Here is a 16,426-nt window from a genome sequence, read left to right as displayed (position 1 = left end):
CGGATGAAGGAAACGTATCAAACGGTTATTAGACAAAAATTGGTGGAGCAAAATATCAGTATGCGTCAGCTCGCAAAGCAAACTAATATTAACGTGTCTACCATCTCTCGTATTATCAATGGAAAACGTCAAGCGACATTGCAGCATCTTCAATCGATAGCTGCTGTTTTGAATCTGCCTTTAACGGATTTGGTTGAGAAAAAACCAGAAGAGGCGTTTATTTCTTTAGCGCATGTACGGGGGATTATTTATGATATGAAATTACCAGTAGAGGATATTTCTGAAGAACGCCTGAAAGATACCATCACCGAGTATCAACAAAAAAGTAATACACCACAAGGGAAAACAAAAATATTGCAGCAATTTAAAGAAAAACTATCATCCATACAGGGGCAGGGGCCTATGGTCGAGCAACTGGAATCTATGTATATTGCATTTAAAGAGGGGAAAAGGCCCAGAAGTGAGCTGTTATTAATGGGTAGCGCCCTGTTTTATTTTATTACATCGATAGACATTCTCCCTGACTATTTAATTCCAGTCGGATATCTAGATGATGCATTAGTGATTCAATATGTGCTGCAATCGATGTCTGTGAAATAGTGAGGGAAAACGATGCTTAAGAAGCCTGCTGGAGATTATATCATATGGATGATTTTAATTGGGTTGTTCCTCATTAGTGTCACGGCTGTATATAGCGGTACGGGACAGTATACGGGGGGAGAGTCTTTTTATTTTGCAAGCAGGCAATTGATTTGGTATGTCATTAGTGGTGTATTGATGCTGGTGGTTGCCCAATTTGACTATGAGCTGTTGGAAAAGTGGGTACCTTACTTATACTTGGCAGGCCTTGCCTTACTATTGTTTGTCCGTTTCTTTGGTATAGAGCGTAATGGATCACAGAGATGGATTAATTTGGGGTTTATGGAATTACAGCCTTCTGAATTGATGAAGATCATCCTTGTCATTTATTTGGCAGCTATTTTTCACCAGGCAGGCGCAGAGAAAATGTCCTTTCTTCAAAGTCTTCCAGTGATAGGCAAAGTGCTACTTTTAGTTGCTTGCCCCTTCCTCTTGATTCTGGTACAGCCGGATTTGGGTTCGGCTCTTTTGATTGCAGTGGCAGCTTTTACTATTGTATTTACATCCAATATGAATAATAAGCTGCTAACTGGTATGACCCTGCTTATAAGTGGTGGCATGGTTTTCTTGTGGTATTTGTTTCAAAACCATCAGGACATCCTTTCTACCTTTTTGAAACCTCATCAATTAGGCCGTATCAACAGTTGGCTAGATCCTGCTGAGTACTCCATGAATTTTTCTTATCAGTTAGATCAAGCCAAGTTGGGTATTGGGGCAGGCCATTTCACAGGTTCTGGTTTCAATCAAGGTTTTCAAGTGCAGAGCGGACGTGTTCCTGAGGCGCATACTGACTTTGTTTTTGCCGTGATTGGAGAAGAATTTGGTTTTATCGGCGGCAGTTTGTTGATTGTATTGTATTTTCTATTAATTTATCGCATTATTGTGATTACCTTAAAAGCGAATGATCGTTTTGCTGTTTATATTTGTGTTGGAGTTGTCGCTTTGTTTGCCTTTCAAGTATTTCAAAATATCGGTATGACGATTGGTTTAATGCCTGTAACAGGTATTGCACTGCCGTTTATTAGTTATGGTGGGAGTGCGCTGATTACCAATATGCTGGCATTAGGTTTGGTACAAAGTATTTATTTACGCACGAAGAATTATCTATTTTCTTCAGAGAATGGAATGGAAACGTAAGGAGGGGGAAGATTGGGGCAATGGCGAAAGGTGGATATGCCGTTATTGGTGGTATTTATATTGTTCCTCACTTTTGGCATAGTGATGGTCTACAGTGCCAGTTTTCCTTATGCTTATCTACGTTTTGACAATGCCAGCCATTATGTCAATAGACAATTATTCTGGGCGGGCGTTGGTTTATTATGCTTGTTATTAGCGTTGCGTATTCCTTATCGAATATATGGGAAGTTGAGTCCTGTACTATTGCTCGTTACCCTCCTTTTACTGGTGTTGGTGCTGATTCCACAAATAGGTATCGAGCGTAATTTTTCTAGAAGGTGGTTGGGGCTCGGCGGTTTTCAATTTCAGCCTGTTGAAATAGCCAAAATAAGTCTGCTCATCTATTTTGCTTATTTTTACAGCCGTAAACAGGCGTTGATTAATCATTTTGGTAAAGGGGTAATACCACCTCTAATCGTGTTAGTAGTCGTCTTTGGATTGATATTGGTACAACCTGATTTAGGTTCCGCAACGCTGATTGTCTGTTCCTGCAGTGTCCTGCTTTTTTTTACCAAGGTTCGGTATCGTTACCTGTTGTTTTTAATGTCTTTCGCTGTAACAGGGTTTATATTTTTTGCGGTCCGATCTTCTTATCGTCTGGAAAGACTCACTTCTTTCACCAATCCATTTGCTGATGCAGATGGGGCTGGTTATCAGCTGGTGAATTCCTATATATCGATTCATACTGGCGGCGTATGGGGACTAGGCTTAGGGCAAAGCGTACAGAAGCTTGGTTATCTGCCCGAAGCGCATACCGATTTTATCATGTCGATTATCTCGGAAGAATTAGGTCTTTTGGGGGTTTTGATAGTAGTAGGTTTTTACCTATTCTTAATGATGAAAGGTGTACAAATCGGTCGCCGTGCCCCAGATTTATTTGGTAGATTACTTGCTATTGGGCTCACTTTTCAGTTATTGATGCAAGCCATTATTAATTTAGGAGCGATCTTGGGTTTGCTTCCGATAACCGGCATTACATTGCCATTCGTTAGCTATGGAGGATCTTCATTAATGATTACGATGATAGAAGTAGGCATTCTCTTGAATATCTCGTCATATTCGCAAAAAAGTCTATCACATAACCGAAACAACAGAGAATCTAAGGATAGAAAACGATATAAGCAGTATAGGAAATCGTCTCATGTGGCAGAGTGGGGATAAAAGCGTTGGAGCTATTGCTTACTTTGCCGTTCTTGAATGCTATGATTAGTCAAGTCTTTGAGGATTTGCTATACTAGATTAGAATGAGTGAAAAGGGTTACAGTTAGCTCATGGTTAGCGAATATAAATAGGTAACTTACATAAGGAGTGGAGGAATAAAATGTTAAATGTAGCCTTATTAAGCAGATGGCACGTGCATGCCAATGATTATGCACAACAGGCAAAAGCAAATGATGGTATCCAGATAAGCGCCGTATGGGATGAAGAACCGGGACGAGGAAAGCAATGGGCAGAAGAATTAGCGGTGCCTTTTTATGAAGATTTGGATGCGTTGTTGTCGCAATCAGATATTGATGCAGTAATCGTTGATACCCCAACTAATATGCATAAAGAAGTGATTGTCAAGGCAGCGCAGTATAAGAAGCATGTGTTTACGGAAAAAGTGTTAGCGATTACCGTAGATGACTATCAGGAAATCATGAAAGCCATTGAAGCAGCAGGTGTAGAGCTGATGGTTTCCCTGCCAAGGTTAACAGAAGATTACTATTTACGTGCTCAAAAGGTGTTAGACGAAGGTCTTTTAGGTACACTCACCACTATTCGTTGCCGATATGCCCATAATGGGGCTGTGCCATCGGAGAACAGTGCAACAGGCTGGTTACCTCCACACTTCTTTGATAAAGAACAATGTGGTGGCGGGGCGTTAATTGATTTGGGTGCCCATGGCATCTATTTAAGTAATCGTCTGGCAGGACCAGCTCGATCGCTATCTGCTGTATTACAATCAACAAGCGATCAGTATGAGGTGGACGACAATGCAGCAGTATTGGTAGACTACCAATCTGGTGCGATCGGTATTTTAGAAACAAGCTTTTTGTCCAGCGGAAGTCCCTTCTTGTTAGAGTTATATGGTACAGAAGGAACGTTAATAGTAGAAGATGAATCGGTACGCCTGCGCGCAGGTGGAGAGTGGAAAGAGGTAACAGACCCGGTTTCGGCACCAATGCCAATGGAGCAATGGGTACAGGCTATTAACAAAACGGCCGAACCAAGCCTGAAACCAGAGGATTTCTATAACCTTACCGTGATGAATCAAGCGGCTGCAAAGTCCAATGAAACAGGTGAAAGGGTATCGTTGGAAGACATCATAACGAAATAATGGTAGAAGGAAGCAGGGGGAGATCCTTGCTTCCTTTTTGTACCATTTCAGACTCTCTACGCATTTATCGAGCTAATCCTCGCGCACCTTTTTTCGTGTCAGATAATAGGCACTCATTGCAGCGGCAATGGGTATAACCGCTGCGACCCCTGTTCCAGAGATAAGTATCGTAATCATCTCATCACTAAACACCTTGGCGTTCACGATATCTCCAATCGAGTAATCCAAGTCCTTAAACCAAATAATTAGTCCCATGTAACCGCCGAAAAAGGCGAAGAATAACGTATTGGTACTCGTGCCTAAGATGTCTCGACCAATCCGAATGCCGGCCAAAAAAAGATCTTTTCTAGAAATATCTGGGTTTTGATCATGGATTTCCCGCATAGGTGACGTGATGGAAATGGCCGTATCCAAGATGGCCCCGATCGTACTCATGATAATAACCGAGGCCGCTATTTGAACGAAGTTAAGTCCAATGTGCACAGAGAAAATAGTCAGCGATTCGGATTCTTCCTCGCCAAAGCCTTGTATCATTGACTGCTCTGTCAACAGAATAATAAAGAATAACAACGCCACAATTGTGACAATCGACGCAAAAAAGGCAAGGACGGTTTTGTTATTGATCTCATTGATAAAAAAGAGACTGGTAGCACTGATCAATCCACACGCGACGATGGTTAACAAGACTGGGTGAGCATCAGGATCATTCATCACCAATACCGTTGCGATCACAATCAGAAAGTTAATAAATAAGGCGCTGAACGACTTAATTCCTTTCTTCCCGCCAACCCATGCCATTAAGAAAAATAGGATGATCGCTAGCAATACTAATACATTCATGATAGACTCGCCTGCTTTCTTTTGATGAAGAAGATCGAGATATAGATGGCAAGTGGAATGGTTATCACGATACCAATCCCCCCAGCCAATGCCCGAGCTAATTCAAGCGATAGGTTCATCGTCAGGGTAAACCCTAGTGGCGATTCATTTTTGAGATAGAGTAAAAGCATCGGAATCGATCCACTGATATAGACAAAAAATAAAATATTCGTCATGGTTCCCATAATATCTTTTCCAACTTCAAATCCTGCTTTTTTTAAAGTGGCGATCGAGGTGTGCTGATTCTTCTCAAACATCTCGAAAATGGAGGCAGATAGCGTGATTGCCACATCCATTACTGCCCCTAATGAGCCGATCAACAGGCCTGCCATAAAGACCGTGTACGGATTACGAGTGAGAAACGACATCTCTTCATAACGCAACCCCTGCTCGCCTGTTACACGCAAGGCAATATAGGTAATAAGCAACGAGAGAAAGGTGCCAATTAGTGTTGTAATAATTGCTGTATAAGTTTTTTCATTGAAACCCGTGGCCATCAACAAAGATAATATGGTGAAAATCACGATGCTAATCCCGCTGATGACAAATAGGCTCAGGTTGCCATTTTGCAAGTAGATATCTAAAGAAACGGAGAGGATAATTGCATTTACTGCCAGACTGATCGCAGACAGAGCTCCCCTTGATTTACCTACTGCCAATAATATAAGCAGGAACGCCCATGCCGCCCAGAGTAAGTATTTATCCCGTTTAATATCACTAATAGAGCTGCCATCATTGGCCAAAAAAATCTCGGTGCCAGCAGATAGTTGATATTCAATCCCGAGGGATTCTGAATAGGTATTGGTCAGTTCTATGGTTTCGCCTTTTTCTTCGCCATTACGGATTTCTCCCGTTATTTGTTGTGTGACACGAATATCTTTGTTGTCATATTCATCTGTCGTTTCTTCTTGGCTGCTTTCCGTCACATCTGTTACCTTGACGATGGTGCGATCATAAAAATCGTGGTTATGATAGACAAAGATAAGTGATGCAATACAGCTGATTAACAAAAGGCAAACCGTTATAAGTTGTGTTTTGGTTCGTTTTTTTAACCATGTATACAATATAATCACCCTAACCGTGGTATGATGGTAGAGACTATTCGATATACTATCATAACATTTTTGGAAGTGGAGTGAGAAATAAATGTCATCTGAGCCATTAAAAGAGGTCTATAATCATGCTTTTTTGGTACAACTGATGGAAAAAATAACACAGGTTTATCCAAGCTTTGACCAAGCAGGGTTTCTTGCTGCTGTTTATCATACAGATTGGGAGACGCTTGAATTGAAACAGCGTATGCGTCGGATCACAGAGAGCATAGGTGAACATTTGCCCGCAGACTATGCAGAGGCCATTACTATTTTGTTGGGGATAGCTCCGCAATGTACAGGTTTTCCTTATTTAATTTTCCCAGATTTTGTAGAACGATTCGGTCAAGATCATTGGGAGATTTCGATACAGGCACTAGAGATGTTTACACAAGGTTCCAGTGCGGAATTTGCTGTAAGACCATTTATCAAGAATGATCCAGATAGAATGATGGCACAGATGCGGCAGTGGTCGAAGCATGATAATGAGCATGTGCGTCGTTTAGCCAGTGAAGGATGCCGTCCCAAATTGCCTTGGGCCGCTCCATTAACCTTTTTCCGTGAAGATCCCTCGGCCATTCTGCCTATTCTGGAACAGCTCAAAGCAGACTCCTCCAAGTATGTCCAGAAAAGCGTCGCTAATAATCTCAATGATATCGCCAAGGATCATCCAGACTTGGTTCAGACAATTGTTCAAAAATGGCGTGGCAAGCGGGAGGAGACGGATTGGATTTTGCGCCATGGCAGCCGGACTCTTCTAAAGCAAGGCAAACCAGAGGTGTTATCGCTATTTGGTTATCTTGACGCGGAGGCGATGGTGGTGGAAGACTTCCGTTTATCAAGCGAGGAATTGACCCTAGGAGAGACACTGACTTTTTCATTTCGAGTAATTAATCCGACTGATACAGTGCAAAAGCTGCGAGTTGAATATGCCATTGATTTTGTCAAAGCAAATGGGAAACAAAGCCGTAAAATTTTTCAATTATCCGATAAACTTTTTGCACCGGGCGAAACAGAGATCATTCGCAAGCAAAAGTTTGTGAATCTTACCACCAGAAAACATTATGCTGGTCTCCACCGGCTAACGATACGAATAAACGGTAAAGACAAGCAGAGCCAGGAGTTTCAGTTAACTGTCTAAAAGGCTTGCTTGTCATAATAAGCAGTAGGAGAAAGGCAAATAACGAATCTCACGGACAAAAAACCAGCAAACCGCAAAGTTTTGTCCGTAAGAATGAATCTCGCGGACAAAAAACCGTCAAACCGCAAAGTTTTGTCCGTAAGAACGGATCTCGCGGACAAAAAACCGTCAAACCGCAAAGTTTTGTCCGTAAGAACGAATCTCGCGGACAAAAAAACCGTCAAACCGCAAAGTTTTGTCCGTAAGAATGAATCTCACGGACAAAAAACCGCCAACCTCCGAAATTTTGTCCGTAAGAATGGATCTAATAGTCAACAAATCAACAAGAGCAGTTTTTGTACCGAGCTAGGGGAGCCTATCATACGTTCATCATCCTAGCTATCAGCGCTTTTCCAACCGGTTAATCCCATACGTAAGGTTTTTAGCAAAGTCATTTTTGTGGTAAAGTAGTTAGCAGGAAGCAGTAGAAAGGATTGTCTATTATGAGTAAAACAGTCGTAATTGCAGAAAAACCTTCCGTAGGCCGAGACATTGCCCGTGTTTTAAAGTGCAGTAAAAAAGCAAACGGCTTTATGGAAGGTTCGCAATATATCGTGACATGGGCCTTGGGTCATCTAGTAACATTAGCAGATCCAGAGGTTTATGATCAAAAATATAAAACATGGAAACTGGAAGAGCTGCCGATGCTGCCAGACCGCTTGAAATTGGTAGTGATTAAGCAGACAGGTAAGCAGTTCCAAACGGTCAAGAATCAGTTGATCCGCAAAGATGTGAAGGACGTTGTTATTGCAACGGATGCTGGTAGAGAAGGGGAATTAGTAGCTCGTTGGATATTGGATAAAGTTCGCGTCCATAAACCGGTCAAGCGACTATGGATTTCTTCCGTCACCGACCAAGCAATTAAGCAAGGCTTTCAAAACCTAAAACCGGCCAAGGACTATGAAAACCTTTATTATTCAGCGGTGGCACGTTCAGAAGCAGATTGGTATGTAGGACTTAATGCTACGAGGGCATTAACGACCAAATTTAATGCGCAATTATCAAGTGGACGGGTGCAGACACCAACGCTTGCTATGGTTGCTGCGCGAGAACAAGAGATTAAGGAATTTAAGCCGAAGAAATTTTATCAAATAAAGGCTCGTACCAAGGACAATATAAGATTAACTTGGCGTAAAAGTAATGGAGAGACTCGTCTATTTAACCATGATCAGGCGCAAGAGCTTCTTCATAAATTACAAAACCAAGATTTAACCGTTACGAAAATAGAGAGAAAACAAAAGAAAAATTATGCGCCAACCTTATATGATTTAACTGATTTACAACGGGATGCCAATAAGATATTTGGTTTTTCAGGGAAACAAACCTTGTCGATTATGCAAAAATTGTATGAGCAGCACAAGGTGTTAACCTATCCAAGAACTGATTCCAAATACATTTCAACAGATATCGTACCAACCTTGAAGGAACGTTTAGATGGTTGTGGCATAGGACCCTATGCCAAGGCGGCGAATCAAATCAAGAAAAAACCGATTAAAGGCAATAAATCGTTTGTCGATAATAGCAAGGTATCGGATCACCATGCGATTATACCAACCGAGGAACCTGTCTATCTGTCCAATTTAACCGATCAAGAGCAAAAAATTTATGATCTGGTTATCAAACGTTTCTTAGCGGTATTACTGCCGCCTTATCAATTTGAACAAGTCCAGCTAACCTCGCAGATGGGTGGGGAAGTGTTTACCGCTTCTGGAAAAAATGTGATCGATTTAGGCTTCAGAGTGCTATACAACGAGAAAGAAGATAACGAAGAAGAACAGAAGATTAATCATATTAAGGAAGGTCATAGCTGGCATGGTGTCAAACTCACCTTAAATGAAGGAGAAACACAACCACCAGAGCGTTTAACAGAGGGAACCTTATTGTCTGCTATGGAAAATCCAGCGAAGTTTTTAGACGGAGAGGATAAAAAGGCGACCCAAACACTGAAGGCAACAGGTGGACTTGGTACAGTAGCTACCAGAGCGGATATTATTGAGAAATTATTTAACACCTTTTATATGGAGAAAAAAGGGAAGTATCTGTACCTTACATCGAAAGGAAGGCAGTTATTAGAGTTGGTTCCGGCAGAATTACGTTCTCCAATGTTAACTGCCCAGTGGGAAGAAAAACTACAGCAAATTGCGAATGGAAAATTGAAGAAACAGGCTTTTATTAATGAAATCAAAGGATATACCAGAGAGGTAGTTCATCAGGTGAAAAATAGTGGTGCTACTTACAAACATGATAATATGACTGGTACGAAATGTCCGAAATGCGGTAAGTTGATGCTAGAGGTCAACGGTAAAAAGGGACGCATGCTCGTTTGCCAAGATCGGGAATGTGGTGAACGCAAGCCAATCGCCAAGAAGACGAATGCCCGTTGTCCGAATTGCCATAAGCGGATGGAACTGCGTGGTCAAGGTGACAGTCAAACCTTTTCTTGTGTTTGTGGTTACCATGAAAAATTATCCTCTTTCCAAAAACGAAAAGAAAAACAAGGGAAAAACAAGGCAACGAAACGAGATGTGAATAAGTATTTAAATAAGCAGGATGAAGGCTTTTCCAATACAGCCTTGGCGGATGCTCTAGCCAAGCTGAAAAAAGATGAATAAATAAAAAGGTAACATCACTTGGTGTCATCTTTTTTTATGGATATGGTGTTTTGTGTCACACCATCCGCCTATGCTTTCATATAATAGAATGAATGAAGCATAAAGGGGGAGAGTGTACATGAATCCATATCAATATCCCTACTATTCAAGTTATGCCTATGATATGCGTCAGCAAACCATAGCTGGTCAGGCAACTTGGACAACAGGAGGGACAACAACAAAATGCAATATACCATGGTCGTATAATCAGCATATGACGGTGGCGGTAAGTAGTCTGTCGCCTTATCAATGTGGTCAGTTGATCAAAGTCACTAATCCGCAAAATGCTCGAGAGGTATTAGTAACAGTGGTTGATTCTGTGCCAAATGTGCCAGCTAATCAGCTGAACTTGCATCGCATGGCCTTTGAAGCGTTGGGTGTTAATCCTTCAGTAGGTGTAATCCCGATCCAATTTCAGCCATCTCCAGATCTTGCCGAGGAGAAATGGGGAAAATATCTGTTGGAAGTCATCCAAGTAGCTTATCCAAATGCTCGAGTGACGGACTATAGTTTGGTAGAACGAAGTCAGCCAGAAAACAATCAAGTGAAAGAGGTATATGATTTTGTGCTACAATCCAATCAAGGGCAATTAAATCTACGCGGCACGGTCATCTATAACCCGGTTACCGATAGGGTGATATCTTTTGATTTTAAAGAGAGATAAGAAGAAAGCACTCGTGATGGGACGGGTGCTTTTTTGGTGGCATATTATATATATTTGAATCTTACGAACCGAGGAGCAGAAATTGTTCTACCCAGTCCATAAGGTTCGATCTATAGGCGCACGAAAACCACTGCCAGTTCTAATCGCCATTATGACTCCCGCCACTCTCTCACTGACTTGCTCCATCAACTATTCTGTCTCCACTCCCACAAGTCCTACCCACCCTACGCCTCCAGTCCTATTGCAAAATATATCCACAGCCCGTTTTGAAAAGCCTTGAAACCAGCTATCATATAAGTATGGAAGGAGGCAAAGCAGATGAAAACATTTTTAATCGTCAGTTTAGCGATTATCGCCGGTATTGTGTTGCTAACCAATTTAGGATCCATAATCATGCTTGCCATCAGTGTGTTAATTGCTTATTACGGAGTGAAGAAATTCATCCTGGCAGACACAACCGGTAGTAAGGTTGGTTGGGCAATCGTAGTGTTAATCGGTGTATCGATGTCACTATCCAATATCCCAGCCTTGATCGGTATCGCTGCCTTGGTCGTTTTGTATTATGCCTATAAGAAATATCAAGAAGAAAAACAGTCAAAAGACTACTTAGAATGGGAAAACATTTAATAAACTCAAGGAGGAATTTACAATGGCAAACTTATTTACTCGTATTAAAGACACCGTGATGGCAGATTTAAATGACGCTATCGATCGTAAGGAGGAAAAGAACCCAATAGCACACGTTAATCAGTATATTCGTGAATGCGAGCAAGAAGTTAAGAAAATCAAACACCTTATGGACAAGCAATATGAGATCAAACATGATATTGATCGGGAACGAAATCAAGCGAAAACCATGGTAGAAAAACGTAAGCGCCAAGTGCAGCTAGCAGAGGAAATGAATGAAACAGATCTGTTAGCAGAGGCAAAAACGGAGTTAGAACAGTTCGAGGCACGTGTAGTCCATTTGGATGAAATGTCTGATAAGTCCATTAAAGATTTGGAAATGCTCGAAACAAAATATATCCAAATGAAACAGAAATTGAAGGATCTCTATGTAAAAAGATTGGAGCTTCGCAGCCGGGAGAATGTTGCTCGCACCACACAAGGAATGAACAAGGTGTTAGAAACGGAGCTTGTTTCCAAGAGCGCTTCTAAATTTGCCGAATTGGAAAGTTATATTGAACGCATTGAGCAACGTGTCCGTTCCGACTATCGTTTACACACGTTAGACGCCCGTTTTCAAGAATTAGAAAAAAAGGCTACAAAATCAAGCTAAAAACATGTTATTCTATAATCATGGATGATGTCATGATCGGAAAGGAAAAGGTTGTTAACAAGGTGCAGCATATGCGCTGCGCCTTTTTCCTTCTATCAGAAAGGAGTATGATAATGATAAAAAGAGTGACCATGGTTGTATTGACGCTCCTGGTGGCGATTGGTCTTATCTTAGCAGGGGCGAAAAATCCAATCGGAACAAATGCTAATTCCTTCGATGAGCCATGGGGATTATGGCTAGCGATTGGGGTAGTTGTCTTTTTCTTCTTGCCCCCTGTCATATTGGCATTTTTTAATCATATTGTTGTCAAGATAGCTTCAGCAGTATATCAAGGATTTATCGCGATGTCCTTTATCGTGTTGATACCAGTAGGTTTTTTTGTTGAGGATGGTACGATGATAAGTGCCGCTGGTGTGTTAGGGGCAGTTATAAGTATTAGCAGTATCGTGGTGACTATTGTAGCGGGAACAACCAAGCCAGTCGAGAAAACCGCCTGAGCTTACCCCTATTACATAAAGAACAATCATACATAACAGGCAGTTTATTAAATAGACAAAGGGGAAGGAGGCGATCTATATGTCCAAGAAAAACAACCGCGATGTATTGCAGGTACTCATCATTGTAGGTGCCGTTTTCTTGTTATTTGAAATTTTATTTATAGATCCAGGCCTCCTTTTTTTGATTGCACTTGGGGCTGTGGGAATCTACTTGGGAAGAAGATCTTTTCATACGATGACAGGAAAAACGATCTTCTGGGGCGGAGTTGTTTTTATTTTTATTGCCGCGCTAAACACTTATGTACTAAGGCTAGTTATTTTCGCTGTGGTGATCTACTTTGTCTGGCATTGGTACCAACAAAGACAGAAAGAGGCAGAACCGGAGCCCAAATATCTTAACATCGATGAAGAATCCTTATATGAAGATCGAGTGATACAAACGGAGTGGTTCGGTAAGTATCATACCACCGAGCAAGGTTTTGTCTGGCAGGATTTGAATTTTCAATCGGCCATAGGAGATGTGGTGATTGACTTAAATAATACCATGCTACCTGATGATGACGCCGTTATTGTGATTCGGCAACTAGCTGGAAAAGTAACGATTATTGTGCCTTATGATGTCGAAATTATCCTGGATCATACCGTACTTTTTGGTGACATTTATGCATTCGAGCATGAAGAAAAAAATGCCTTCAATCGACATATTCAAGTGCAGACAAAAGGCTTTGAGATATCGGATCAACGCGTCCGAATTTTCACCCAAATGATAGCTGGAAAGTTTGAGGTGAAAAGAGGATGAAATTATATACACGCATGATTTTTTTAACCTGTTTATTCGCCTTTTTGTTATTGGGTATGTTGGGGTCTATTTATTATATTGCTTTTCCGATTGAGGATTGGAGTGATTTGTGGACAAATAAGGTATTTGAGATCCCGTTTATCGTGATGCTACCCATGATTACCATTCTTTTCGGGTCCGTAATTGGTATTGTGATGACCATTTTCTGGCAGCGGCGACTACAATATGTAGAGACAAGCTTGCACCATATCTTGAAAAATCAATCCTTCTCTGATCCAGTTTCTTTTGAAGAGATGGATGATGTATTAGCAAAGTTAAAAGAAGTTCAACAGTATATTCAGGAACAAACGAGACGTACGCAGAAATTGATTGAAGAACGTGCAAGTGACCAGGAAGAAACGATTAATCAAGTGATCTCGGAAGAACGTAATCGCTTGGCACGTGAGTTGCATGATTCCGTCAGTCAAGAACTATTTGCCGCCTCGATGTTAGTGTCAGCCGTGATTACAGCCAATAAGGGACAAAGTGATAAGATGACTAAGCAATTACAGCAGATTGAAGCAATGATCCAGCAGTCACAGCTGGAGATGCGGGCGTTATTACTACATCTAAGACCTGTACAGTTAAAAAATAAAACGTTAAATGAAGGTGTGGAACAATTACTAGCAGAACTCCATGCTAAGGTCCCAATGGACATCACCTGGCAATTAGAAGATATCACCGTAAGTAAAGGGATTGAAGACCAACTATTCCGTATCTTACAAGAGGCTATTTCCAACGCTTTGCGTCATGCTAAGGCTGATAAACTGGCTGTTTTGTTAATCGAACGAGAACACTTCCTCATTTTACGCATAACTGATGATGGAATTGGATTTGATGTGCAAGATAAACGAGACCGATCCTATGGATTGACGAATATGTATGAAAGGGCGGCTGAGGTCGGTGCCAATTTGCGCATGGTAAGTATCAAAGGACAGGGAACGAAGGTAGAAGTACGTGTACCACTAATCAGTGATGGAGGTGAAGAAACATGATCCGCGTTTTATTTGTTGACGATCATGAAATGGTAAGGATTGGAGTAAGTGCTTATTTAGACACACAGGAAGATATTGAAGTAGTAGCAGAGGCGGATAATGGCAAGAAGGCAGTAACGCTGGCCCTTGACTTAAAACCGGATATTATTCTAATGGATTTGGTTATGGAAGAGATGGACGGAATTGAGGCAACACGTCAAATCAAACAACAGTGGCCAGAGGCAAAGATTCTTATTGTGACTAGTTTTATTGATGATGACAAGGTGTATCCTGCATTAGAAGCCGGGGCAACCAGCTATTTATTAAAAACATCCAAAGCCGATGTGATTGCTGGAGCTATTCGCGACACTTATCATGGCGAATCGGTATTAGAAAAAGAAGTGACAGCAAAAATGATGCAGAAATTTTCAAGTGGCAGTAAAGAGTCTCAGCATGATAGTCTAACAAAACGCGAGATGGAAATTCTATTGTTGATCGCACAAGGGAAAACAAACCAAGAAATTGCTGATGAATTGTTTATCGCTTTAAAAACAACCAAGGTTCACGTCAGCAATATCCTTAGTAAATTAGAAGTGCAAGATCGGACACAAGCAGCTGTCTATGCCTATCAAAATGGATTGATCAGCTAAGGGAAGACAGCCTGTTATAGCGGTTATTGTGCGATTCCACCTACAAACCCAATGTTTTGTTAGGGACCTTAATCCGGAAACTGATGTTATCATCTTCCAAGTTAATTTGTTGTGCCTTGACGCGAAAGTTACTCCTAAGGTTCATTTGTGTAACGGCAATGTAGATAGATTCATCCTTCGGGCTGATCGTAATCCATTCAGGTGTTCTAATTCGACTGTTCACGTATTGGAGGATACGATCCTGTGGTAATCGCAATAATCCCAACGACATACCGGTTGACTGTAATAAGATATCGCCATTCTCTTGGACAATCGGCTCAAAGGTAATATTAACAGGAACCTCTTGGGAGAAGGCCTCCACCGATCCCATCAAATGTACTTCTTCATCAAACTTTACAGCATATTGTATGTTTTCTTGTTTAGGCAGTTTATCTAAATAGGCATTGACTAGTTCATTCAAGTTTTCTTTGCTGGAGCGGATCGTGAATTCAGCCCCCGCATCATCCTCAATAAACTGTTTATCAGGCGGTGTTTCCCCAGGCACAGGCCAGAAGATAAACAGAATAACACCGAAGATAAGCACGGCGTTTACCGCTAACAATGTGATAAATAATTTTCTCCAATTGGTTAATTTTTTTTCTTCCATTATGGTCATCCTTTAGCCTTGAGCATCTTGTAAATCATTTTGTAAATAGGTAATAACGCGTTCTGCCATCAATTGGTATCCACGGTGGTTTGGGTGGAAATTATCCTCTGAAAATACTTCTTCATCCGTGTACTGAAAGATATCCTGCATCGGAATATAGTGTACCTGCTCAAAGTTATTGGTCACTTGCAGGCTGGCATTATTCCACCTAGTAACAATTTGATTGAGTTCCTCGATATCACTGAAATAGGATTCAAACGGGTTAAAGAAACCAAGTAAATAGATATTAGCATCTGGATTGGTTTCCATGATCTTTTCGAGAATCTGTCTTAGTCTATCGCTGTATGGTTGTCGTTCTTCGATAAAAGGTTCTTCTGTAAGATTCATAAAGTTATCTTTCATAATCTGCATAATATCATTGGCACCAATCGTTATTAATACCATATTAGCGTCCTCTAATGAATCGGTAATCTCCGGATTATCTTCTAATCGTCTTAACAAGTGGTCTGTTCGATTACCTCGCACACCAAAGTTATCAAAGGTTACATGGATGTTCTCCTCATCTAACTGATCTTCTAATATACCTACATACCCACCATTATCGTCTTCATCACCAACACCTTGTGTGAGCGAGTCACCAATCGCAACAATATGAGTATCACTTTGCAAAAAATTAAGTGCACCTATGACCCTGTCACGGACAGTCTGAGCAAGCGATTCTTCTTCCTCTTGCGGTTCATCCTCTGGTGTTTCTTCTTCTGTCTCCTCTTCGGTAGAGGGAGGGTTTTGCTCTGGTTGTCTCTGCTCGTTCTTATCTGGTTGTAAAAAGAGAAACAAAACTATTCCGATCACTACAATGATGATGAACAGCATAATTAATCTTTTTTTGCTCATCTGCATACACCCACAATACATAATCTCATTAATATTTTATACCCTTAT

The 16,426-nt window shown here is 41.1% G+C and carries 17 protein-coding genes; 13 read left to right on the top strand and 4 right to left on the bottom strand.

Going from position 1 to position 16,426, the window contains the following annotated elements; all coding sequences use genetic code 11:
- Positions 1 to 3 precede the first annotated feature (3 nt).
- From E0E32_RS06630 to E0E32_RS06615, 4 genes are all read left to right on the top strand, one after another.
- Complete coding sequence (locus E0E32_RS06630) at positions 4 to 600, top strand: helix-turn-helix domain-containing protein (protein ID WP_130859330.1); 597 nt, start codon at positions 4 to 6, stop codon at positions 598 to 600.
- A gap of 12 nt (positions 601 to 612) precedes the next feature.
- Positions 613 to 1,776, top strand: a complete 1,164-nt coding sequence (rodA, locus tag E0E32_RS06625) for a rod shape-determining protein RodA (protein WP_130859329.1) — start codon at positions 613 to 615, stop codon at positions 1,774 to 1,776.
- A gap of 36 nt (positions 1,777 to 1,812) precedes the next feature.
- On the top strand, positions 1,813 to 2,976 hold the full coding sequence (ftsW, locus tag E0E32_RS06620) for a putative lipid II flippase FtsW (RefSeq protein ID WP_130859508.1): 1,164 nt from the start codon (positions 1,813 to 1,815) through the stop codon (positions 2,974 to 2,976).
- 160 nt (positions 2,977 to 3,136) lie between these two features.
- On the top strand, positions 3,137 to 4,135 hold the full coding sequence (locus E0E32_RS06615) for a Gfo/Idh/MocA family protein (RefSeq protein ID WP_130859328.1): 999 nt from the start codon (positions 3,137 to 3,139) through the stop codon (positions 4,133 to 4,135).
- 72 nt (positions 4,136 to 4,207) lie between these two features.
- Here the strand turns inward: E0E32_RS06615 and E0E32_RS06610 are convergent, their stop codons facing one another.
- Complete coding sequence (locus tag E0E32_RS06610) at positions 4,208 to 4,975, bottom strand: YibE/F family protein (protein ID WP_130859327.1); 768 nt, start codon at positions 4,973 to 4,975, stop codon at positions 4,208 to 4,210.
- Positions 4,972 to 6,078: a YibE/F family protein gene (locus E0E32_RS06605; protein WP_130859326.1), complete on the bottom strand. Its 1,107-nt coding sequence runs from the start codon at positions 6,076 to 6,078 to the stop codon at positions 4,972 to 4,974. The genes E0E32_RS06610 and E0E32_RS06605 overlap by 4 nt, the downstream gene beginning before the upstream one ends.
- Positions 6,079 to 6,160: 82 nt before the next feature.
- Between E0E32_RS06605 and E0E32_RS06600 the strand changes: the two genes are divergently transcribed.
- From E0E32_RS06600 to E0E32_RS06560, 9 genes are all read left to right on the top strand, one after another.
- Positions 6,161 to 7,246, top strand: coding sequence for a DNA alkylation repair protein (locus E0E32_RS06600; protein WP_066188275.1), 1,086 nt, complete (start codon positions 6,161 to 6,163; stop codon positions 7,244 to 7,246).
- Positions 7,247 to 7,728: 482 nt separating this feature from the next.
- Positions 7,729 to 9,897, top strand: coding sequence for a DNA topoisomerase III (locus E0E32_RS06595; RefSeq protein WP_130859325.1), 2,169 nt, complete (start codon positions 7,729 to 7,731; stop codon positions 9,895 to 9,897).
- Positions 9,898 to 10,015: 118 nt separating this feature from the next.
- Positions 10,016 to 10,600 carry a DUF3889 domain-containing protein gene (locus tag E0E32_RS06590; RefSeq protein ID WP_066188269.1) on the top strand — a complete coding sequence of 195 codons (585 nt, stop codon included), beginning with the start codon at positions 10,016 to 10,018 and terminating at the stop codon, positions 10,598 to 10,600.
- A 318-nt stretch (positions 10,601 to 10,918) separates the two neighbouring features.
- Positions 10,919 to 11,227, top strand: coding sequence for a lmo0954 family membrane protein (locus tag E0E32_RS06585; RefSeq protein WP_066188267.1), 309 nt, complete (start codon positions 10,919 to 10,921; stop codon positions 11,225 to 11,227).
- A gap of 22 nt (positions 11,228 to 11,249) precedes the next feature.
- Positions 11,250 to 11,879, top strand: coding sequence for a PspA/IM30 family protein (locus E0E32_RS06580; RefSeq protein ID WP_066188265.1), 630 nt, complete (start codon positions 11,250 to 11,252; stop codon positions 11,877 to 11,879).
- A 113-nt stretch (positions 11,880 to 11,992) separates the two neighbouring features.
- On the top strand, positions 11,993 to 12,376 hold the full coding sequence (locus E0E32_RS06575) for a YdeH family membrane protein (protein WP_066188263.1): 384 nt from the start codon (positions 11,993 to 11,995) through the stop codon (positions 12,374 to 12,376).
- A gap of 79 nt (positions 12,377 to 12,455) precedes the next feature.
- Positions 12,456 to 13,175: a cell wall-active antibiotics response protein LiaF gene (gene liaF, locus E0E32_RS06570; RefSeq protein ID WP_130859324.1), complete on the top strand. Its 720-nt coding sequence runs from the start codon at positions 12,456 to 12,458 to the stop codon at positions 13,173 to 13,175.
- A complete protein-coding gene (locus E0E32_RS06565) occupies positions 13,172 to 14,209 on the top strand; it encodes a sensor histidine kinase (RefSeq protein WP_066188259.1) in 1,038 nt (345 codons plus the stop codon). The genes liaF and E0E32_RS06565 overlap by 4 nt, the downstream gene beginning before the upstream one ends.
- Complete coding sequence (locus E0E32_RS06560) at positions 14,206 to 14,838, top strand: response regulator (protein ID WP_066188257.1); 633 nt, start codon at positions 14,206 to 14,208, stop codon at positions 14,836 to 14,838. Before E0E32_RS06565 ends, E0E32_RS06560 begins: the two co-directional genes overlap by 4 nt.
- Positions 14,839 to 14,878: 40 nt before the next feature.
- On the opposite strand, the gene E0E32_RS06555 is transcribed toward E0E32_RS06560, so the two are convergent.
- A complete protein-coding gene (locus E0E32_RS06555; RefSeq protein WP_066188255.1) occupies positions 14,879 to 15,484 on the bottom strand; it encodes a YpmS family protein in 606 nt (201 codons plus the stop codon).
- A 12-nt stretch (positions 15,485 to 15,496) separates the two neighbouring features.
- A complete protein-coding gene (locus E0E32_RS06550) occupies positions 15,497 to 16,378 on the bottom strand; it encodes an SGNH/GDSL hydrolase family protein (RefSeq protein WP_066188254.1) in 882 nt (293 codons plus the stop codon).
- Between the last annotated feature and the right edge of the window lie 48 nt (positions 16,379 to 16,426).

Source organism: Gracilibacillus phocaeensis (assembly GCF_900626275.1).
Lineage (GTDB): Bacteria > Bacillota > Bacilli > Bacillales > Amphibacillaceae > Gracilibacillus > Gracilibacillus timonensis.
The sequence above is the reverse complement of the archived record's forward strand: the minus strand, read 5'-3'. Positions and strand labels throughout refer to the sequence as shown.